Below are 20,202 nucleotides of genomic sequence, written 5' to 3' on the forward strand. Positions count from 1 at the left end.
CTCCCACAGGGGCTTTGCAATACCTGTGGGAGCTGGCTTGCTAGCGATAGGGCCGGCACTGAATTCCTCATCTTTCGGATCCGCCCCATGCCGTTTTCCTTTCGCGCCCTGCGTCTGGGGCTGATCGTCCTGTTCATCCTGTTCGGCACCGCGCTCAGCGCCGGCTGGGCCATGCACCAGGCCAAGCGCCAGGCCATGGCAGACGACGCCCAGCGCGCCAGCCAGCAACTGGGCCTGTACGCCAACGCCCTGCATACCCTGATCGAACGCTACCGCGCCCTGCCCGCCGTGCTGGCACTCGACCCGGAACTGATCTCAGCCCTGCGCGGCCCGGTCAGCGAGCCGGTACAAGACGCCCTGAACCGCAAGCTCGAACGCATCAACGGTGCAGCCAACTCGTCTACCCTCGAACTGCTCGACCGCACCGGGCTGGCCATCGCGGCCAGTAACTGGCGGCTGCCGAGTAGCTACGTGGGCTCCAATTACGGCTTTCGCCCCTATTTCAAACAGACCCGCAGCCAAGGCAGCGGCCGCTTCTACGCGGTGGGTGTGACCAGTGGCGTGCCAGGCTACTTCCTGGCCAGCGCGGTGAATGATGAGCATGGCCGCTTCCTCGGTGCCATGGTGGTCAAGCTCGAATTCCCCGAGCTGGAACGTGAATGGCGCCAAGGCAACGATATCCTGCTGGTCAGCGATGCGCGTGGCATCACCTTCATCGCCAACCAGGACGGCTGGCGCTACCGCGAGCTGCAGCCGTTGAGCGGCGCTGACCGTGCAGAACTGGCTGAGACCCGCCAGTACGACAAACAACCGCTGGTGCCCCTGCAGCATCAGGTACTGACCCGTTTTGCCGACAATAGCCACCTGGCCCGCGTGCAAGGCCCGGAGGGCGTCGCCGAGTACCTATGGGAACGCCTGCCGCTGCAAGGTGAAGACTGGACCTTGCACCTGTTGCGCAAACCGCAGGTCGCCGCCGACGGCCGCAACGCCGCCCTTGGCGCTGCGGCCGTGTGGCTGAGCCTGGTCTTCGCGGCGCTGTTCGTCAGCCAGCGCCTGCGCCTGGCACGCTTGCGCCAGCGCAGCCGCGAAGCACTCAAGCGCCAGGTCGAAGAACGCACCCGTGAACTGCGCACAGCGCAAGAAGGCCTGGTGCAATCAGCCAAGCTGGCCGCCCTCGGGCAGATGTCGGCGGCCATGGCCCACGAGATCAACCAGCCGCTGACCACCCAGCGCATGCAGTTGGAAACCCTGCGCCTGCTGCTCGACCATGGCCGCTACGACGAAGCGCGCAAGGCCCTTGAACCCCTGGAACAGATGCTCACGCGCATGGCCGCGCTCACCAGCCACCTGAAGACCTTTGCCCGCAACAGCCCGGTCGGGCTGCGCGAGCGCCTGGACCTGGCCGGCGTGGTCGACCAGGCCCTGCACCTGCTGGATACCCGTATTCGCAGCGAGGGCGTCGAGGTCGCGCTGTACCTGGCACGCCCAGCCTGGGTGCGCGGGGACGCCATCCGCCTGGAGCAAGTGCTGATCAACCTGCTGCGCAATGCCCTCGACGCCATGGCCGACAAGCGCTACAAACGCCTGGAGATCCGCATCGAGCTGGATCACGACCAATGGCGGCTGAGCGTGCTCGATTCAGGAGGCGGTATTGCCGAAGAACACCTGGCCAAGGTCTTCGACCCCTTCTTCACCACTAAACCCGTGGGCGAAGGGCTGGGCCTTGGCCTGGCCATTTCCTATGGCATCGTCCACGAAGCCGGCGGCCAACTGCAGGCCGAGAACCTGCCAGGCGGCGCCCGCCTGAGCCTTACCCTGCCCCGTGACGTGGAGCCTGTATGTTGAATTCAGTGATCGTCGTCGATGATGAAGCCAGTATCCGCACGGCGGTCGAGCAATGGCTGAGCCTGTCCGGCTTCAGCGTGCAACTGTTCGCCCGGGCCGAGGATTGCCTGGCGCAATTGCCACAGCATTTTGCCGGCGTGATCATCAGCGATGTACGCATGCCGGGCATGGATGGCCTGCAACTGCTCGAGCGCTTGCAGGCAGAGGACCCCGACCTGCCGGTGATCCTGCTGACTGGCCATGGCGATGTGCCGATGGCGGTGGACGCCATGCGCAAGGGGGCCTACGACTTCCTCGAAAAACCCTTCACACCGCAGCACCTGCTGGGCAGCCTGCGTCGCGCCCTGGAAAAGCGCCAGCTGGTGCTGGAAAACCGCCGGCTGCACGAGCAGGCCGACCTCAAGTCACGCCTCGAAAACACCTTGCTGGGCATGTCCCAGGGCCTGCAACAGCTGCGCCGGCAGGTGCTGGAGCTGGCCGGCCTGCCGGTCAATGTGCTGATCCGCGGCGAAACCGGCAGTGGCAAGGAGCGCGTGGCCCGCTGCCTGCACGACTTCGGCCCGCGTGCGGGCAAACCCTTCGTGGCCCTCAACTGCGCGGCAATCCCTGAATCACTGTTCGAAGCCGAGCTGTTTGGCCATGAGAGCGGCGCCTTCACCGGCGCCCAGGGCAAGCGGATCGGCAAGCTTGAGTATGCCAACGGGGGCACGGTGTTTCTTGACGAGATCGAGAGCATGCCCCTGGCCCAGCAGGCAAAACTGCTACGGGTGATCCAGGAACAGAAGCTCGAACGCCTGGGCGCCAACCAGAGCATCAGCGTCGACTTGCGCATCATCGCCGCGACCAAACCGGACCTGCTGGAAGAAGCCCGCGCAGGGCGCTTTCGCGAAGACCTCGCCTATCGCTTGAACGTTGCCGAGCTGCGCTTGGCCCCCTTGCGAGAGCGACGAGAGGACATTCCCTTGCTGTTCGAGCACTTTGCCCGTGCTGGCGCTGAAAAACTGGGCAGAACAGCGCCGCCGCTCAGCGGCAGCCAGTTGGCACAGCTGCTTTCCCACGACTGGCCGGGCAACGTGCGCGAGTTGGCCAACGCGGCAGAGCGGCATTCGCTGGGGCTGGGCTCGCCGAACATAGAAGTGGCACCGGCCGGGCAGTCGCTGGGCGAGCAGATGGAGGCGTTTGAAGCGCAGTGCTTGCGGGCGGCGTTGCGACAGAGCAAAGGGGAGATCAAGGGGGTGATGGAGGCTTTGCAACTGCCGCGGCGTACGCTGAACGAGAAAATGCAGCGGCACGGGTTGGTGCGCGAAGACTTCCTGTAATAGGCGAATTTCTGCTTACCATCCGCGCTAAATGAGCGGAAATCCGCTCATCCATGACGCCAACGCTTTACCTGCATGGGGCTGCCTTGCGGCCTTTCGCGGGCAAGCCCACTCCCACCAAGCCCGCATGCGCAGTGGGCTTGGTGCAGCCGGACTTGCCTGCGAACGGGGTGCAGCGCCCTCAAATGAATCACCTCGCACCCATTTGGCACACCTTCTGCAATCACCGTGGTAAGCAGCGCTCCGGCGCGCTCCACAAAAACAACGAGAAGGTATCCCTGATGGATAACGCCACCTCCCTGCCAACCGGGGCGGCCGTCGCGCCGGCCGCAGAAAAAACCACCGCCAGCCGTTTGAAGTCGATCTTCAGTGGGTCCATCGGCAACATGGTCGAATGGTACGACTGGTACGTCTACGCCGCATTCTCGCTGTACTTCGCCAAAGCCTTCTTCCCCGCTGGCGACACCACCGCACAACTGCTCAACACCGCCGCGATCTTCGCCGTGGGCTTCCTCATGCGCCCAATCGGTGGCTGGCTGATGGGCCTGTATGCCGACCGCAAAGGCCGCAAGGCCGCGCTGATGGCCTCGGTCCTGCTGATGTGCGGGGGCTCGCTGCTCATCGCCCTGACCCCCGGCTATGAAACCATCGGCGTCGCCGCGCCGATCCTGCTGGTCTTCGCACGCTTGCTGCAGGGCCTGTCGGTGGGCGGTGAATACGGCACCTCGGCCACTTACCTCAGCGAGATGGCCAGCAAGGAGCGCCGTGGGTTCTTCTCCAGCTTCCAGTACGTGACCCTGATTTCTGGCCAGCTCATCGCCCTGGCGGTGCTGATCATCCTGCAACAGACGCTCACCACCGAGCAGCTGTATGCCTGGGGCTGGCGTGTTCCCTTCGTGATCGGCGCGCTGTGCGCGGTGGTTGCGCTGTACCTGCGTCGCGGCATGGAAGAGACCGCCTCCTTCACCAAGAAGGAAAAGTCCAAAGAAAGCCTGATGCGCACCCTGATGCGTCATCCCAAAGAGCTGATGACCGTGGTCGGCCTGACCATGGGCGGCACTCTGGCCTTCTACACCTACACCACCTACATGCAAAAGTACCTGGTCAACACCGTGGGCATGAGCATCAGCGACTCGACCACCATCTCGGCCGCCACGCTGTTCCTGTTCATGTGCCTGCAGCCGGTGATCGGCGGCCTGTCCGACAAGATCGGCCGGCGCCCGATCCTGATCGCCTTCGGTGTACTCGGCACGCTGTTCACTGTGCCGATCCTGAGCACCTTGCACACCGTGCAAACCTGGTGGGGCGCGTTCTTCCTGATCATGGCGGCGCTGATCATCGTCAGTGGCTACACCTCGATCAACGCAGTGGTCAAAGCCGAACTGTTCCCGACTGAAATCCGCGCCCTGGGCGTTGGCCTGCCATACGCCCTGACCGTGTCCATCTTCGGCGGCACCGCCGAATACGTCGCCCTGTGGTTCAAGAGCAATGGCATGGAAACCGGCTTCTACTGGTACGTCACCGGCTGCATCGCCTGCTCGCTGCTGGTGTACGCGACCATGAAAGACACCAAGCATCATTCGCGCATCACCACCGACTGATACTGATCCGGCAGATATGAAAAAGGGGCGCTCCGTTGCACGGGGCGCCCCTTTTTTATGGCGTGAGCCGATTAACGGCCCTATTCGGCTCACCGATAAGTTGGAGCGATCATGAACAGCCCACTATGGATATGGCAGCAATCCGACTGGCCCCATTTCCAGTGGCAAAGCGACGCCCTTGCCCCATTGCTACGCAGTTGCGTCGAGATGCAAGGACGCCTGCTGGGCAAGATCGGCTCCATCGATGCGCTGAGCGAGTGCGAGAACATCCTCGACACACTGCTGCAGAACATTGTCACGTCGTCGGCGATCGAGGGTGAACAGCTGAACGTGGGTTCGGTGCGCTCGTCCCTCGCTCGACGGCTGGGCATCCATGAGCAAGGCGCGACTACTGCGCGGAGCGAAGGGCTGGCTGAATTGATGCTGGATGCGACACGCGGGTACGACCAACCGCTGACCTTGCAGCGCCTGCTCACCTGGCATCACTGGTTGTTCCCAGCGGCGGAAGATGGCCTGAGCAAAGCAGTTCTGGTGGGCCAACTGCGTGACGAGACAACCCTGCAGGTGATCTCCGGTCGCCTCGACAAGCCCACGGTGCACTTTCAGGCTCCGCCCCGTGATGGCCTTGAAGAGCAGGTTGCAGCTTTTCTCGATTGGTTTGCCAGCAGCCGCCATGCCACTCACCTAGACCCCCTTCTACGCGCAGGTGTCGCCCATTTCTGGTTCGTCACCTTGCACCCGTTCGACGATGGCAATGGCCGCCTGACCCGCGCCATCACCGACTTGGCGCTGGCCCAGGCCGAGCAGCAGGCAATCCGCTTCTACGCCCTGTCTGCCAGCATCCTGGAAGACCGGGCTGGCTACTACCAGATACTGGAGAGCAGCCAGAAGGACGGCCTCGACATTACCCGGTGGCTGACCTGGTTCCTTGAAACCCTGCTGCGCAGCCTCGAGCAGGCGTTGCTGAACATCGACTGGATACTCACCAAAGCCAGGTTCTGGCATGTGCATCGGGCGGATGGCCTTTTACCCGAACAGGTCAAGGTGCTCAACCGGCTGCTCGACGGGGGCCCACGCGGCTTCGAAGAAGGTATCAATGCCGCGCAGTACCAGGCCGTTGCGAAAGTCTCCAAGGCCACTGCAACCCGCCACCTCACCGACCTGCTCGACAAGGCTTGCCTGGCCCGTCTGCCGGGCGGGGGCCGCAGTACCCGTTATCGCATCAATACTCAGGACATCTCCAGCACCTGACGCGGCTCGCGCCGTTGGTAATAGGTCGCCATCAGCACCAGTACCAGCAGCACACCGGCCAGCACTGCCGATGAGCCGACCGTGCCGAAGTCCAGCCCACCCTTCTCGTGTGGCTTGGTCAGGACGTCGCCCAGGGTGGCGCCGAACGGGCGGGTCAGGACGAACGCGACCCAGAACAGCACCACGCCCGGGATGCGTGTCCAGTAACGCGCCACAACCACCAGCGCGATGGCACTGCCCACCAGCAAGGCACCACCGGCAAAGCCGAGCCCAGAATCATCCGCCAGGTAATCGCCCAAGGCGGTGCCCAAGGTGTTCGAGAACAGAATCGCCACCCAATAGAACAACTCGCCCGCGCGGTTCTTGATACCGGTGACGTCCAAGGGGTTACCACTCAGGCGCCACACCAGGAAGGTCAGCAGCAAGATGCCGATCAGAATCGACGAGCCTGCGGCGTAGCCCAAGCCCAGCGTGCGGTCCATGAAGTCGGACATGGTGGTGCCGGCCGTACTGGTGGAAAGAATCACCAGCCAATAGAGCATCGGGTGGTAGCGCCGTGAGTAGAGCTGGCCGAGCAGGGTCAGCAGAAACACGCTGATCAACATCAGCGAGCTCAGCGCGTAGCCGATATTCAGAGTCATCGACAGCAAATCGCCCGCCGTCTCGCCCAGGGTCGTTGCGCAGATCTTCATGACCCAGAAGGCCAAGGTGATTTGCGGGAGTTTATTCATTGCTTGCCGCTCCGGTTTTAAGTGCGGCGATGGTGCTGAACAAAGACTGAAAAATCGGTTTATGGCGTATGAAAAAAGCGTTCATTACCGCCTGCAGGCTTATTTTCGTCCTTAACGCCGCATTAATTCGACGTCGTCATCCTGCAATGGCTGGCGAAACGCTGACCCATACCCTGCAACGTTCCCCTCAGCCCACTGGAGGGCTCATCGCTGACACGGGCATACACATCGATATAATCGATAACTAGACGCTATTTTTTGCGCTTTTTTATCAATTTTATCGGCGTAGGATTAAACCCATAGAAACAAACAACCTCTCGCACCCCTGGAGCAACGACCATGAAAAACAAACTGATCCTCACCCTGGCCCTCTCGGTAATCGCCACTGGCGCCTTCGCCGAAGACGGCTTCGACCGCACCAGCGCCCACACCTTCGCAGCGGTACAGAGCCAATCCGCCGCGTACGCTGAAGACGGTTTCGACCGCACAGGCGGCCAACGCTTCGCTGAAGATGGCTACGACCGCACCGGCGCCCAGCGCTTCGCCGAAGACGGCTACGACCGCACTGGCGCTCAACGTTTTGCAGAAGATGGCTTCGACCGCACCGGCGGCCAGCGTTTTGCAGAAGACGGCTTCGACCGCACCAACGCCCACCGCATCAGCTAACCCCTGATGCGTGCAACCAGCCCGGCTTCGGCCGGGCTTGATCATTTCCAGCCGGGCAAAGGCTTGGCACACTAGCGCCTCGTCCCCCAAGAGGTAGGGCCAGCAAGCCCAGCACCGATGTATTACTACGAACCCGCCAAAGGCCACGGCCTGCCCCACGACCCCTTCAACGCCATCGTCGGCCCCCGCCCAATCGGCTGGATCTCGTCCCACGACCGCGAAGGCCGCCTGAACCTGGCGCCCTACAGCTTCTTCAACGCCTTCAACTACATCCCACCGATCATCGGTTTCTGCAGCGTCGGGCGCAAAGACAGCCTGAACAACATCGAGCAGACCGGCGAGTTCGTCTGGAACCTGGCGACCCGGCCGTTGGCCGAGGCGATGAACCAGAGCTGCGCGGCGGTAGCGGCAGACGTCAATGAATTCGAACTCAGCGGTTTGACAGCAGCGCCGTCACGCGTCGTCAAAGTGCCACGGGTGGGCGAAACCCCGGTGGCGTTCGAGTGCAAGGTGAGCCAGATCGTCCAGCTGAAACGGGCAGACCAGGAGTCGGTGCCCAGCTGGCTGATCCTCGGTGAAGTGGTGGCGGTGCACATTGCCGAGCACCTGCTGAAAAACGGTATCTACGACACCACCGCCGCCGAACCGATCCTGCGTGGCGGCGGCCCGGCGGACTATTTCGAACTGGGCAACCTGTTCAAGATGGCCAGGCCGCAAGTGGGCAACTGATCACCAGATCAGCTCGCCCTCTTCAGTGACGCCCTGCAGGCGTTCCAGCTCGGCGCAGGCGGCCTCATCGGCCGCCATGGCGCCCTTGAACACCTGGCCGTCCAGTACCTTGTGAAAGCGCGGCGCCCCGCCCATGCCCAGCGCCTTCACCGCGATGGCGGCGTTGTAGCCACCACCTTCCACCGGGACCATCGCCGAAACGGCTTCGAACTGCGGGAATTCTCTACGTGCCATGCTGCGCTCTGGGTAGTTGATCGAAGGGCGACATTTTAACCTGTGCCCATCAGCAATCAATCGAAGGTATGCAGGTCCAGGCTGCTGACCACTTGCGCCTGCACCAGCTCACCGAATACCTCCAGGGTTGGCGAAGCGAAGTAGCCGCTCATCGCCTGCTGATCACGCCAACTGCCGCTGAGCAGCCAAAGGTCGGCGTCGGCCTGCGAGCGCTGGACCGTGAAGCTCAGGCACCCCGGTGTACGCAACGAGGGTTCGAGCAGATCGCGCAGGCGCGCGCCTAGCTCCGCCGAACGACCGCTGCTGGCACGGATGAACGCCAAGTGGGTGACCGGTTGTCGTAGGGTCATTGCACGATCTCCTTGAGCAGGCGGACGAAAAACCAGGCTGCCAAGGTTAGAGGCAGGCCCGCGCGACGCGTTAGGCTATTACTGCCGGGCGATTGCCTGATCCTGCACCGCGGCAGGATCAGGCAATCGCCGTGCAGCTTTCGACTAGCGCCCGCCATTGCCCAAACCTATGCTGCGTCAGTCAGTAGAGGAAGCCACCATGACCACCCCCACGTCCATCGAACCGACCCTGGAAGTGCAACGCCAGGAGCTGGCCGAGCTGATCCGCCGGCATGCCGGCGACCCACCCGGCAGCGCCTCGGCCATCGACGACCTGTACCTGGTCAGCTATCGGGAGAGTGTCCGCTCGGTGCCCACCTTGGCGCAGCCGGCCTTGTGCGTCCTTGCCCATGGCAGCAAGAGCCTGTTCCTGGGTGACGAACAGTACGTCTACGACCCGCTGCACTACATGGTGGTGTCGGTGACCTTGCCACTGAGCGGCGTGAAGCTTGATGCCAGCCCGGAAAACCCAAGCCTGGGCCTGCGGCTGGACCTGGACCCGGCCGAGATCAGCCAGCTGATTGCCGAAAGCGGGCCGATGTTGGTGCCCAGCCTGCCTTCTGGCCGTGGCTTGTATGTGGAGAAGACCGATGCAGCGTTGCTGGATGCGCTGCTGCGCTTGATCCGCCTGCTGGATTCGCCGCGGGACATTGCCATGCTGGCGCCGCTGATCCGCCGCGAAATCCTTTACCGCCTGCTGCGTGGGCCGCAGGGTTATCGGCTGTATGAAATCGCCTTGGCCAACAGCCAGACCCATCGGGTATGCCAGGCCATCACCTGGCTCAACCAGAACTTCCAGCAGCCGTTGCGCATCGAGGACCTGGCCCGTGAGGTCAACCTTAGCACCTCGACCTTGCACCATCGGTTCAAGGCCGTGACGTCGATGAGCCCGCTGCAGTACCAGAAGCAATTGCGCCTGCAGGAGGCCCGGCGGCTGATGCTCAATGACGGGCTTGAGGCAGCGGTGGCGGGCTATCGTGTGGGGTATGAAAGCCCTTCGCAATTCAGCCGCGAGTACAGCCGGCTGTATGGCGCACCACCGATCCGCGATGTGGCGCGGTTGCGCGCCACAGCGGGGTAAGGGTTACCGGCCGTTTCAGTTAACCTGCAACGGCCGCCTGCCACTGATTCTGATCAACCTGAATCAACGTCGGCCCTTTGCGCTCCACCGCACGCCCCAGTGCCGCCTGCAACTGCGCGACATCACTCACATGCTCCGCGTCAGCGCCCAACGCCCTGGCCACGCCGATGAAGTCAGGGGTATGGATATCCACCCCGACCGGCTCGATGGCGCGGTTGACCATGTACTTCTTGATTTCTTCGTAACCCTGGTTGTTCCACAGCAGCACGATCAGCGGCACCTGCGCCTCGACTGCACTGGCCAGCTCCGGCAGGGTGAACTGCATGCCACCATCGCCAATCAGGCAAACCGACGGCGCGCGCTCGGCGATCTGCGCGGCGCTGCCCAGCCAAGCGCCCATCGCCGCCGGCAGTGCATAGCCCAAGGTGCCGTAGCCGGTCGAGGCATTGAACCAGCGGCGAGGCTCATCCATGTCCAGCGTGAGGTTGCCGGAGTACACCGGCTGGGTCGAATCCCCGACCAGAATGGCGTTGGGCAGTGTCTGGAGGATACTGGTCAGCAGGCGGGTCTGGCTCAGGGTCGGCTGGTCCCAGCCGCCCGCCAGCGATTGGCGCAGCTGCGTGACGCGTGCTGGCCCCCAGGTATTTTCACGCGCCGGCAGCGGCTGCTGTTGCAAGGCAACGCACAGTGCCTCGGCGGCCAGGTCGGCGTCAGCGACCAGCGCCAGCTCAGGCAGATAGTTGCGCACCGTCTGGTCCGGGTCGATGTCGATCCGCAGCAAGCTGCCCGGGATCTCGAAGCCGCCCTTGAAGGTCACGTCATAGTCGGTTTCGGCCAGCTCGGTACCGATGGCCAACACCACATCCGCTTCGGCCACCAGCGCACGGGTAGCCGGCAGCGACTGAGTCGAGCCGATTTGCAAAGGATGATTGGAAGCCAGCAAGCCCTTGGCGTTGATGGTCAATGCCACCGGTGCCTGAAGCTGCTCTGCCAAGCGTGCCAGCGAAGCGCCAGCGTTCAATGCACCGCCGCCGGCCAGGATCAACGGGCGCTTCGCCTGGGCTAGGCGCTCGGCCATCTGCGCCACGGCCTGCGGCGCGGCACCTGCCCGGCTGCTGCGGACCGGGCGGGCCGGCAACAGGTGATCGGCCGGCTCGACCAGTACGTCCAGCGGAATCTCGATATGCACCGGGCGCGGGCGAGCACCGTCGAACACGGCAAAGGCCCGGGCCAGTACCTCGGGCAGGTCGTCTGCGCTCATCAGGGTTTGGGAGAAGGCTGCCACACCCGACACCAGTGCAGATTGGTTGGGCAGTTCGTGCAGCTTGCCGCGGCCGCCGCCCAGCTGATCGCGCGATTGCACGCTGGAAATCACCAGCATCGGGATCGAATCGGCATAGGCCTGGCCCATGGCGGTGGTGATATTGGTCATCCCTGGGCCGGTGATGATGAAGCACACACCGGGTTTGCCGCGCGTGCGTGCGTAGCCGTCGGCCATGAAGCCGGCACCTTGCTCGTGGCGCGGGGTGATATGACGAATGGAGGACGTTGCCAGGCCGCGATAGAGCTCAACGGTATGCACGCCTGGAATGCCGAAGACATGGTCCACACCATAGCCTTCAAGGAGTTTGACCAGTACTTCGCCGCAGGTTGCCATGTGTGTTTACCTTGAGTCTTGTTGAAAACTGCGCTTATTGGACCCAAGGCAGCGCTATCGCCACAATGCAAAAAAACACATACTAGCCATGTCTTCAAATCATGGCTCAGTGCAATGAAACGCCTTCCTCCCCTGCCCGCCTTGCACACCTTCCTGGTGACTGCCCAGCACTGCAATTTCACCCGTGCGGGGCAGCAGTTGCACATCACCCAAGGTGCCGTGAGCCGGCAGATCGCCGCGCTTGAAGCGCACCTCGGTTACGCCCTGTTCCAGCGCCAGGCCCGTGGCCTGAGCCTGACCCGTGAAGGCCAGGACTGGCTGCCCAGGGTGCAACAGGTGTTTGCCCTGATCGAACAAGGCGTGCGGGAAGTCGGCGGGCATAGCGCCACATTGCAACTCAAGGCGCCAACCTGCGTGATGCGCTGGCTGCTGCCGCGCCTGATGGAATGGCAGGCGCTGCGCCCGGATGTGCCAGTAGAGCTGACTACCACGGTGCAGCATGGGGTGGATTTTGCCCGCGAAGGCTTTGATGCGGCGGTGGTGTATGGCAGCGCGCCGAACCAGGGCTTGCAGGTGCGCAAGCTGTTCGACGAGCAACTGACGCCAGTGTGCGCCCCTTCCCTGCTGCAAGGCCCGTTGCCGTTGGCCAATATCGACGACTTGATGCGCCACATGCTCCTGCACCCCTCGCGTGACGAGCATGACTGGCGTTTATGGCTGCAGGCGGCCGGGGCCACGTTCGATGTACAGGGGCCAAAGCAGCATTTCGAAACGCTGGACATGGCGATGGCCATGGCATCCCAGGGCACCGGAGTGGCCATCGGCGACTGGTCGCTGATCGGCGATGACCTGCGCAGCAAGCGGCTGTGCATGCCGTTTGCCCTGAAGGTGACGACCGGAAAAGGCTATTACCTGGTCAGCCAGGCCAGGCAACAGCCAGCCGGGCTGGTCGAGTTGCTGGACTGGCTGCAGGCAGTGGCTCAATAACCGACGGTGAACCGCGCCCGCGAATGCGCGGGTTTCTCCAGCTCATCGAGCATGGCAATCGCGTAGTCGGCAAAGGTGATCCAGCTCTTGCCATCGGCACCGATCAGCAGATGATCCTTGCCTAGCGTGTAGTGCCCGCTGCGTTCGCCTTCGACAAACTCCGCCGACGGTGACAGGAAGGTCCAGTCCAGGTTCGGCTCTTGGCGCAGTACCTCAAGAAAACGCACACCCGCGCTCGCTTCGGCCTTGTAGGCCTCGGGGAAGTCCGGGCTGTCGATCACCCGGTGCCCCGAAGGCAACAGCAGGCTACCCGCCCCGCCCACCACCAGCAGGCGCTTGACCCCGGCACGCTTGACCGGCTCGATGATGGCGTGCGCTTCGATCGTCGAGAAATGCGCAGCACTCAACACCGCGTCCACACCGGCGACAGCCGCTTGCAGCGCTGCGCTGTCCTTGGCATCGAGTGCCTTGACGGTCACCCCCTCACGTCCCTGCAGCTGCGACGGGTCGCGGGCAATGGCCACCACACTGTGGCCACGGCGCAGGGCTTCTTCCAGCAACTGGCTGCCGGCACGGCCGGTGGCGCCAATGATTGCGATCTTGCTCATGAGAAACACTCCATCAGTTGAACGGAATTACCACTTCATCTCGCCCTTGGCGACCTTGGCGCCGAGCTCCAGCGAGCTCTCGTCGGCCAGGTCCGGGTAGCGTTTTTTCATCGCAGCCACCAACGCAGCGGCGTCTTTTGCCTTGGCGGTTTCGGCATCGAATGCCTGAATGTAGTCCGCCGTGAAGCGCACGGCCGCGAGCGAACGGCTGCTTTGGCCAAGGTAATGGCCGGGGACCACGGTGCGCGGTGCCAGCTGCTCGATCCGTTTGAGCGTGCCCAGCCAGTCGGCATGCGACGTGGCCGACTGGGTATCGGCCATCCACACATGGATGTGTTCCGATACCACCACCCCACCGACCACCGCCTTGATCGACGGAATCCAGACAAAGCTGCGATCAGGTTGCGGGCCGTCCAGGCCGACCACGTCGAGCGCCTGGCCCTCCAGGGTCAGGCGATGGCCGTCGAGCACCTCAGGCACGACCAGGCGAGCCGGTTTATCCGCGCCCATTTGCGGGCCCCAGTAGGCCAGCTTCGCGTCCATGGTCTGGCGAATATGCGCGACGGTAGCCGCAGAGGCGACGACCTTGGCCTGTGGGAAAGCCTGGGTCAGTGTGTCGAGGCCGAAGTAGTAGTCCGGGTCGCCATGGCTGATGTAGATGGTTGTCAGCCGCTTGCCACCGGCACGCAGGCGCTCGACCACCTGTTCGGCCTGGGCCTTGCCGAACTGGGCATCGACCAGCACGGCGTCCTTTTCGCCACTGACAATCACCGAACTGACCGGGAAAATCGCCTCGTGGCCAGGGTTGTAGACGTCCAACTGCAAAGGTTCGGCAGCCAGCGCCTGGCCGGTCAGCGCAACACAGGCCAGCATCAGGCCACGCAAGGGAGTGAATAGCGACATCGCAACGGTCCGTCTTGAAGAAGAATGCTCACCAGCTTAGTTGCCCGATCCATGACAAAAAATGCGATGCTAAAACATAGTTTGTTTCTAAAATCGGGCAAATCATGGACCGTCTCAACGCGATGCGCGTTTTTGTCACTGTCATCGACCTGGGCAGCCAATCGGCGGCAGCGGACCACCTGCAACTGTCCAGGCCAGTGGTTTCACGCTACCTGGCGGAACTGGAGGATTGGGTCGGTGCGCGGCTGATGCAGCGCACCACGCGCAAGTTGAGCCTGACCGCCGCCGGCCAGGAAACACTGCCACGCTGCCGCCAACTGCTGGAACTCGCCGGTGACCTGCAGGTGGCCGTGCGCCAACCGGACGACGCCCCTCGCGGCGCGCTGCGCATCAGCGTCAGTACGTCATTCGGGCAGGCTCAACTGGTGGATGCCGTGGCCGCATATGTACGGCGCTACCCCGGGGTGAAGGTCGAGCTGCAGATGCTCGATCGCACGGTCAACCTGGTGGACGAGCGCATCGACCTGGCCATCCGCACCAGCAACGACCTGGACCCGAACCTGATCGCCCGGCGTCTGACCGTGTGCCGTTCGGTGGTGTGCGCGGCACCGGCCTACCTGCGTGAGCACGGCACGCCGCAGCGGATCGAGGAATTGAGCGGGCACAACTGCCTGACCCATGCCTACTTCGGCCATCACCTCTGGCATTTCGAGGTGCAGGGCCAAGCCGTTGCCGTCCCGGTCGAGGGCAACATCAGTGCGAATGAGGCGATGACCCTGCAAAAGGCGGCACTGGCCGGTGCCGGCATCGCCATGTTGCCGACCTACCAGGCTGCCGCCGCCCTGCGCACGGGCGAACTGGTGCGCCTGCTGCCCGAAGCACGGCCACGCGAACTCAACCTGAATGCGGTCTATACCTCGCGCAAGCACATGCCGGCGACCTTGCGCAGCATGCTGGATTTTCTCGCGCAGCGGTTCAAGGACGAACCGGAATGGGATCAGGACGTGTAGGAGCAGCCTTGTGCTGCGAAAGGGCCGGCGCCGCCATGGGCCTCTTCGCAGCGCAAGGTTGCGACTACTGGCCTACGCTTAGAGGTATCACCTGACGTTGTAACAGGAGGTGAGCACCATGGGCATCAAAACAAGAAGGTTCGCGCTGGTCATGGCGCTGTTTGCCATCGCCGGGCTGTACGGGTCGGCCTGCTGGCGGGTTGAGCTGCTGCGCAACCAACCCAGCGCGGCCGCCCATTGTCAGCACGAACACTGCGTGCCACAAAGCGCCACCTTGAGCGCCGTGCGCTGAGCTGACGGCGCCCTGCCGGTCACTCCTCGACGCTCATGTACTCCTTGGCCCAGCGAATGTAATCCTCGGGTTGGGTGTAGGTGTGCGAGAGTTCGGTGGCGCTGAGGTTCTCGGACTTGTTCTGCTGGCCGCGCTGCAGGCGCAGGCAGTCATAAGTAGCCTTTATGGCGGCGAAGTACGCGGCGTGGCCATCGACCACGATGCGCACGCCCAGGCGCGCCAGGCGCTCATCATCGCGCAGGTTGGGGTTGGCGTAGGTCACCAGCATCAAGGGCACGGTCAGGTGCTCGGCGATTTGCTCGAGCTGCTCGAAATCCTTCACCCCGACCATGCAGATACCGTCGGCCCCAGCCTTCTGGTAGCTCTGGGTACGCACGATGATTTCTTCGGTGGTCAGTACACCGGCGTTGGTGCGGGCGATGATAGACAGCGACGAATCGACCCGTGCTTCAAGCGCAGCGCGAATCTTGCCGACGCCTTCCTCAACCGGAATCAAGTCGGTGGACTTGCGCCCGAACTGGGCCGGCAGCAGGGTATCTTCGATGGTCAGCGCCGCCACACCGGCACGCTCCAGTTCAATGACCGTGCGCATGACATTCAAAGCGTTACCGTAGCCGTGGTCGGCATCGGCGAGCACCGGCAGTTGCGCCACGCGGCCAATGCGCGTGGCCTGCTCGACGAACTCGCTCAAGGTGATCAGGGCAAAATCCGGCGCAGCCAGTACCTGCAGCGAAGCCACCGAACCGCCAAGAATGCCGACTTCAAAGCCCAGGTCGGCGGCAATGCGCGCCGACATCGGGTCGAACACCGACGCTGTGTGGTAGCAGGAACCTGAAGCGAGCAGCTCGCGGAAGGCAAAACGCAAATCTTGGTGGGAAGCCCTGGGCATGATCACTCCGCAATAACGTGAAATTGAACGGTTGCTACCGACCCCTGAATCGGGTCTACCTGACCTGTTCCAACCGTCGCCATCTGGGCGGTCATGCTCGACATGCAGGCAGAGGAATAAAAGGTGTGGGATACAGCGGCACGAAAACCCTGCGGCAAATAGCTGCACCAAGCTGGTGCAGGCCACGGATTACAGCCCCTGCGGTCTAGCCACGATATCACGCAGCCATGCCTCACTGGATGAATGCGCCAATGCCGATCTTGCATAGGGGATGCAGATAGTACATAGGAAGCTACCTAAGTCAGGTTACAATTCATCGGCCTCAAGCCCATTGCCAAGGTAACCCCGTGACTGCCGCCCTGCCCCCGACCGTGCTGCGCAACGTGCTCACCGCCCTGATGCTGGCCATCTTCCTCGGTGCGCTGGACCAAACCATTGTCGCCGTCTCGTTGCCGGCCATCTCGGCCCAGTTCAACGATGTCGGCCTGCTTGCCTGGGTGATCTCTGGCTACATGGTGGCGATGACCGTGGCGGTGCCGATCTACGGCAAGCTGGGCGACCTGTACGGCCGGCGGCGGATGATCCTGACCGGCATCTCGCTGTTCACCCTGGCGTCGATTGCCTGCGCCCTGGCCCAGGACATGCAGCAACTGGTGCTGGCGCGCGTGCTGCAAGGGGTTGGCGCGGGCGGCATGGTGTCGGTCAGCCAGGCGATCATCGGTGACTTCGTGCCGCCCCGCGAACGCGGGCGTTACCAGGGCTACTTCAGCAGTATGTACGCCGTGGCCAGCGTCGCCGGGCCGGTGCTCGGTGGCTGGCTGACCGAGTACCTGTCGTGGCGCTGGGTGTTCTGGATCAACCTGCCGCTGGGGCTGGTCGCATTGTGGGCGATCCACCGGGCGCTCGGCGACATGCCGGTGAAGCGGCGCGAGGCCCAGGTGGACTACCTGGGCGCGGTGCTACTGATTCTTGGCCTGGGCAGCCTGCTGCTGGGCATTACCCTGGTTGGCCAAGGGCACGCCTGGACAGCGCCGCCGGTGCTGACGCTGTTCGCCTGCGCGGTGCTTGGCCTGATGCTGTTCATTGCCCACGAGCGGCGCTGCCAGGAGCCCCTGCTGCCCCTCGGCCTGTTCGGCAACCGCGTCGCGGTGCTGTGCTGGGGCGTGATCTTTTTCGCCAGTTTCCAGTCGATTTCCCTGACCATGCTGATGCCCTTGCGCTACCAAGGCATCACCGGGGCAGGCGCCGACAGCGCGGCATTGCACCTGCTGCCACTGGCGATGGGCCTGCCGATGGGCGCCTTTACCGGGGGCCGCATGACCAGCCTCACTGGGCGCTACAAGCCGCAAATTCTCGCCGGTGCACTGTTGATGCCGGTGGCCATCTTCGCCATGGCGATCACACCGCCGCAGTCGGCCCTGCTCAGTGCCGTGTTCATGCTGCTGACCGGCATTGCCTGCGGGCTGCAGTTTCCGACTTCGCTGGTGGGCACGCAGAGCGCCGTGGACATCAAGGACATCGGCGTGGCTACCAGTACCACTAACCTGTTCCGCTCACTCGGCGGCGCCATGGGTGTGGCGTGCATGTCCAGCCTACTGCTGGCGTTGCTGCACCAAGGTGGGTTCGAGTTGCTGGGCAATCCATTGCTGGGGAGCCTGAAGGCTGGCGAGGCAGACCCGCAGACCCAAGCGCGGTTGCTGGAGACGTTCAGGCATTTGCTGATGGGCAGTGGCGTGATCGCCCTGCTGGGGCTGGTGGTGGCGTTGGCGTTGCCGGACCGGCAATTGCGTGGGCGTTGAGCCTGCTGGGGCCGCGTTGCGGCCCTTTCGCGACACAAGGCGCTCCTACAAGTACAGCGCCACGCCTGTGGGAGCTGGCTTGCCTGCGATGGGCCGCAGCGCGGCCCCCGCTTTTAATCCCCCGTTAATACAATGAGGAAACACTCCCTCACAATCCTTAACAAAGAGTCATTTGCGCAGAGCCGGGCTCAAGCGCAGCATATCCAGCCCAGTGTCGACCCATTTTTCGACGTCACGCAGCAGATCGAAACTGTCTGGCAGCAATAACCAGCGCCCGATCAGGCCATCGACATAGGCAAACATGGCCACCGCCGCGCGCTCGGCATCCAGCTCGGCAGGCAACTGGCCCCGGCGCACTGCATTGGCAAGCGCCAGGGTAATGCCCTTGTGGCAATCCAGCACCGTGCTCTGGCGCTGCTGGCGAATTTCACACATGTCATCGGTGAACTCGCACTTGTGATGCAGAATCTCATTGATACGCCGGGTTCGGGCATCGAGCACCAGCTCGTTGAACACCTGCAACAGCAGCTTGCGCATGCAACCAAGCGGGTCCAGTTCATCCTCGCTTTCGCTCGCACGCGCAAGGTGGTCATGGGTTTCGTGCAGGCTGTCAAGCAACGCCTGCACCAGTTCAGCTTTGTTACTGAAGTGCCAGTAGATCGCACCTCGGGTCACGCCCGCCAATTCGGCGATGTCAGCCAAGGTGGTTCGCGCAACCCCGCGCTTGTAGAAGGCCTTTTCCGCCGCCTCGATAATCTGGGCGCGGGTTTCCTGGGCTTCTTCTTTGGTTCTACGGACCATGGCAGTACAACCTCATCTGGGCCCGAGCGCGCGGCGCACACGGGGAAACCGCCGGGGTCGCCTCTGCAGGGCGCCTCCCGGATGGGCTAATCAAGGGCTGCGGCAGTAGCCAAGTACTACCCAGCGGTATTTACAAACAACCATGAATGTAAGTATATTCCTTAGCAAGCTATTTATCCACCCGATAGCATTTTTCTGACAAGACTCTTCCATTACTCTTGAGCGTCTCCTGCTCCAGCGCCCCGAGGATCCTCATGCAATTCAAGCCAGCCGTTACCGCTCTGGTTTCCGCCGTCGCCCTGGCAACACTGCTCAGTGGCTGCAAGAAAGAAGAAGCAGCGCCTGCCGCGCAGGCTCCTCAGGTCGGCGTCGTGACCCTCCAACCACAAGCCTTCACCCTGACCTCGGAATTGCCGGGGCGTACCACGTCCTATCGCGTCGCCGAAGTGCGCCCACAGGTCAATGGCATCATCCTCAAGCGCCTCTTCAAAGAAGGCAGCGACGTCAAGGAAGGCCAGCAGCTCTACCAGATCGACCCTGCCGTCTATGAAGCCAACCTGGCCAATGCCCAGGCCAACCTGCAGGCGACCCGCTCGCTGGCCGAGCGGTACAAGCAGCTGATCGATGAACAAGCCGTCTCCAAACAGGAATACGACGACGCCAATGCCAAACGATTGCAGGCCGAGGCAGCACTGAAAAGCGCCCAGATCGACCTGCGCTACACCAAGGTCCTGGCACCGATCAGCGGCCGCATCGGCCGTTCCACGTTCACCGAGGGCGCACTGGTGAGCAATGGCCAGACCAACGCCATGGCGACCATCCAGCAACTCGACCCGATCTACGTTGACGTCACCCAGTCCACCGCCGAGCTGCTCAAGCTGCGCCGTGACCTGGAAAGCGGCCAGCTGCAAAAGGCCGGCGACAACGCCGCCTCAGTGCAACTGGTGCTCGAAGACGGCAGCCTGTTCAAGCAGCAGGGTCGCCTGGAATTCTCCGAAGTCGCGGTCGACGAGACCACCGGCTCGGTGACCCTGCGCGCGATCTTCCCGAACCCCGACCACACCCTGCTGCCTGGCATGTTCGTCCATGCCCGCCTGCGCGCCGGGGTCAACGCCAACGCCATCCTGGCCCCACAGCAGGGCGTGACCCGCGACCTCAAGGGCGCGCCGACCGCACTGGTGGTCAACCAGGAAAACAAGGTCGAACTGCGTCAGCTCAAGGCCAGCCGCACCCTGGGCAGCGACTGGCTGATCGAGGAAGGCTTGAACCCAGGCGACCGCCTGATCACCGAAGGCCTGCAATACGTGCGCCCAGGCGTCGAGGTTAAGGTCAGCGAAGCCACCAACGTCAACAAGCCGGCCAGCCCTGATCAGGCCAACGCGGCGAAAGCAGACGCCAAAGCGGAGTAAA

General features: G+C 63.1%; 20 protein-coding genes. 12 read left to right on the forward strand and 8 right to left on the reverse strand.

Translation table 11 applies throughout. The annotated features are described in order from the left end of the window. Positions 1 to 87 precede the first annotated feature (87 nt). From HU764_RS20690 to HU764_RS20705, 4 genes are all read left to right on the forward strand, one after another. Complete coding sequence (locus HU764_RS20690; RefSeq protein WP_186702533.1) at positions 88 to 1,845, forward strand: sensor histidine kinase; 1,758 nt, start codon at positions 88 to 90, stop codon at positions 1,843 to 1,845. Then, on the forward strand, positions 1,839 to 3,164 hold the full coding sequence (locus HU764_RS20695) for a sigma-54-dependent transcriptional regulator (protein WP_186702532.1): 1,326 nt from the start codon (positions 1,839 to 1,841) through the stop codon (positions 3,162 to 3,164). Before HU764_RS20690 ends, HU764_RS20695 begins: the two co-directional genes overlap by 7 nt. Positions 3,165 to 3,445: 281 nt before the next feature. Then, complete coding sequence (locus HU764_RS20700) at positions 3,446 to 4,765, forward strand: MFS transporter (RefSeq protein WP_085273593.1); 1,320 nt, start codon at positions 3,446 to 3,448, stop codon at positions 4,763 to 4,765. Positions 4,766 to 4,876: 111 nt separating this feature from the next. Continuing rightward, positions 4,877 to 6,016, forward strand: a complete 1,140-nt coding sequence (locus tag HU764_RS20705; protein ID WP_186702531.1) for a Fic family protein — start codon at positions 4,877 to 4,879, stop codon at positions 6,014 to 6,016. On the opposite strand, the gene HU764_RS20710 is transcribed toward HU764_RS20705, so the two are convergent. Next, on the reverse strand, positions 5,995 to 6,747 hold the full coding sequence (locus HU764_RS20710; protein ID WP_186702530.1) for a COG4705 family protein: 753 nt from the start codon (positions 6,745 to 6,747) through the stop codon (positions 5,995 to 5,997). The two genes, HU764_RS20705 and HU764_RS20710, sit on opposite strands and share 22 nt — an antisense overlap. Before the next feature lie 339 nt (positions 6,748 to 7,086). Here HU764_RS20710 and HU764_RS20715 point away from each other — a divergent pair, with 339 nt between their 5' ends. Continuing rightward, the gene (locus HU764_RS20715) at positions 7,087 to 7,413 is read left to right on the forward strand and encodes a hypothetical protein (protein WP_099455190.1); all 327 of its coding nucleotides are present in this window, start codon (positions 7,087 to 7,089) and stop codon (positions 7,411 to 7,413) included. Between the two features lie 117 nt (positions 7,414 to 7,530). Continuing rightward, a complete protein-coding gene (locus tag HU764_RS20720) occupies positions 7,531 to 8,142 on the forward strand; it encodes a flavin reductase family protein (protein ID WP_186702529.1) in 612 nt (203 codons plus the stop codon). On the opposite strand, the gene HU764_RS20725 is transcribed toward HU764_RS20720, so the two are convergent. Both HU764_RS20725 and HU764_RS20730 read right to left on the reverse strand, forming a co-directional pair. Then, positions 8,143 to 8,376, reverse strand: coding sequence for a hypothetical protein (locus tag HU764_RS20725; protein WP_027594109.1), 234 nt, complete (start codon positions 8,374 to 8,376; stop codon positions 8,143 to 8,145). It abuts the gene before it with no gap. 56 nt (positions 8,377 to 8,432) lie between these two features. Further along, complete coding sequence (locus HU764_RS20730) at positions 8,433 to 8,726, reverse strand: putative quinol monooxygenase (protein ID WP_027594108.1); 294 nt, start codon at positions 8,724 to 8,726, stop codon at positions 8,433 to 8,435. Positions 8,727 to 8,925: 199 nt separating this feature from the next. Here HU764_RS20730 and HU764_RS20735 point away from each other — a divergent pair, with 199 nt between their 5' ends. Continuing rightward, on the forward strand, positions 8,926 to 9,846 hold the full coding sequence (locus HU764_RS20735) for an AraC family transcriptional regulator (protein WP_027594107.1): 921 nt from the start codon (positions 8,926 to 8,928) through the stop codon (positions 9,844 to 9,846). A 19-nt stretch (positions 9,847 to 9,865) separates the two neighbouring features. Here HU764_RS20735 and HU764_RS20740 read toward each other — a convergent pair whose 3' ends face one another. After that, complete coding sequence (locus HU764_RS20740) at positions 9,866 to 11,503, reverse strand: 5-guanidino-2-oxopentanoate decarboxylase (protein WP_186702528.1); 1,638 nt, start codon at positions 11,501 to 11,503, stop codon at positions 9,866 to 9,868. Positions 11,504 to 11,617: 114 nt separating this feature from the next. Between HU764_RS20740 and HU764_RS20745 the strand changes: the two genes are divergently transcribed. Next, positions 11,618 to 12,490, forward strand: a complete 873-nt coding sequence (locus HU764_RS20745) for a LysR substrate-binding domain-containing protein (protein WP_099430317.1) — start codon at positions 11,618 to 11,620, stop codon at positions 12,488 to 12,490. On the opposite strand, the gene HU764_RS20750 is transcribed toward HU764_RS20745, so the two are convergent. Further along, complete coding sequence (locus tag HU764_RS20750; RefSeq protein ID WP_027594104.1) at positions 12,484 to 13,098, reverse strand: NAD(P)-dependent oxidoreductase; 615 nt, start codon at positions 13,096 to 13,098, stop codon at positions 12,484 to 12,486. The genes HU764_RS20745 and HU764_RS20750 overlap by 7 nt on opposite strands. 27 nt (positions 13,099 to 13,125) lie before the next feature. After that, a complete protein-coding gene (locus tag HU764_RS20755) occupies positions 13,126 to 14,001 on the reverse strand; it encodes an MBL fold metallo-hydrolase (RefSeq protein WP_186677636.1) in 876 nt (291 codons plus the stop codon). Between the two features lie 104 nt (positions 14,002 to 14,105). Here HU764_RS20755 and HU764_RS20760 point away from each other — a divergent pair, with 104 nt between their 5' ends. Beyond that, positions 14,106 to 15,011: a LysR family transcriptional regulator gene (locus tag HU764_RS20760; RefSeq protein ID WP_186702527.1), complete on the forward strand. Its 906-nt coding sequence runs from the start codon at positions 14,106 to 14,108 to the stop codon at positions 15,009 to 15,011. A 118-nt stretch (positions 15,012 to 15,129) separates the two neighbouring features. Further along, complete coding sequence (locus HU764_RS20765; RefSeq protein WP_186702526.1) at positions 15,130 to 15,303, forward strand: hypothetical protein; 174 nt, start codon at positions 15,130 to 15,132, stop codon at positions 15,301 to 15,303. A gap of 19 nt (positions 15,304 to 15,322) precedes the next feature. Here HU764_RS20765 and HU764_RS20770 read toward each other — a convergent pair whose 3' ends face one another. Beyond that, on the reverse strand, positions 15,323 to 16,192 hold the full coding sequence (locus tag HU764_RS20770; RefSeq protein ID WP_027594101.1) for an isocitrate lyase/PEP mutase family protein: 870 nt from the start codon (positions 16,190 to 16,192) through the stop codon (positions 15,323 to 15,325). 347 nt (positions 16,193 to 16,539) lie between these two features. Between HU764_RS20770 and HU764_RS20775 the strand changes: the two genes are divergently transcribed. Further along, positions 16,540 to 17,991: a DHA2 family efflux MFS transporter permease subunit gene (locus tag HU764_RS20775; RefSeq protein ID WP_186702525.1), complete on the forward strand. Its 1,452-nt coding sequence runs from the start codon at positions 16,540 to 16,542 to the stop codon at positions 17,989 to 17,991. A gap of 168 nt (positions 17,992 to 18,159) precedes the next feature. Here the strand turns inward: HU764_RS20775 and ttgR are convergent, their stop codons facing one another. Continuing rightward, a complete protein-coding gene (gene ttgR / locus HU764_RS20780; protein ID WP_186702524.1) occupies positions 18,160 to 18,792 on the reverse strand; it encodes an efflux transport transcriptional regulator TtgR in 633 nt (210 codons plus the stop codon). A gap of 254 nt (positions 18,793 to 19,046) precedes the next feature. Between ttgR and ttgA the strand changes: the two genes are divergently transcribed. Continuing rightward, entirely contained in the window at positions 19,047 to 20,201 is a 1,155-nt protein-coding gene (gene ttgA, locus HU764_RS20785) for a toluene efflux RND transporter periplasmic adaptor subunit TtgA (RefSeq protein WP_099455197.1), read from the forward strand. Position 20,202 lies beyond the last annotated feature (1 nt).

Source organism: Pseudomonas kermanshahensis, assembly GCF_014269205.2.
GTDB lineage: Bacteria > Pseudomonadota > Gammaproteobacteria > Pseudomonadales > Pseudomonadaceae > Aquipseudomonas > Aquipseudomonas kermanshahensis.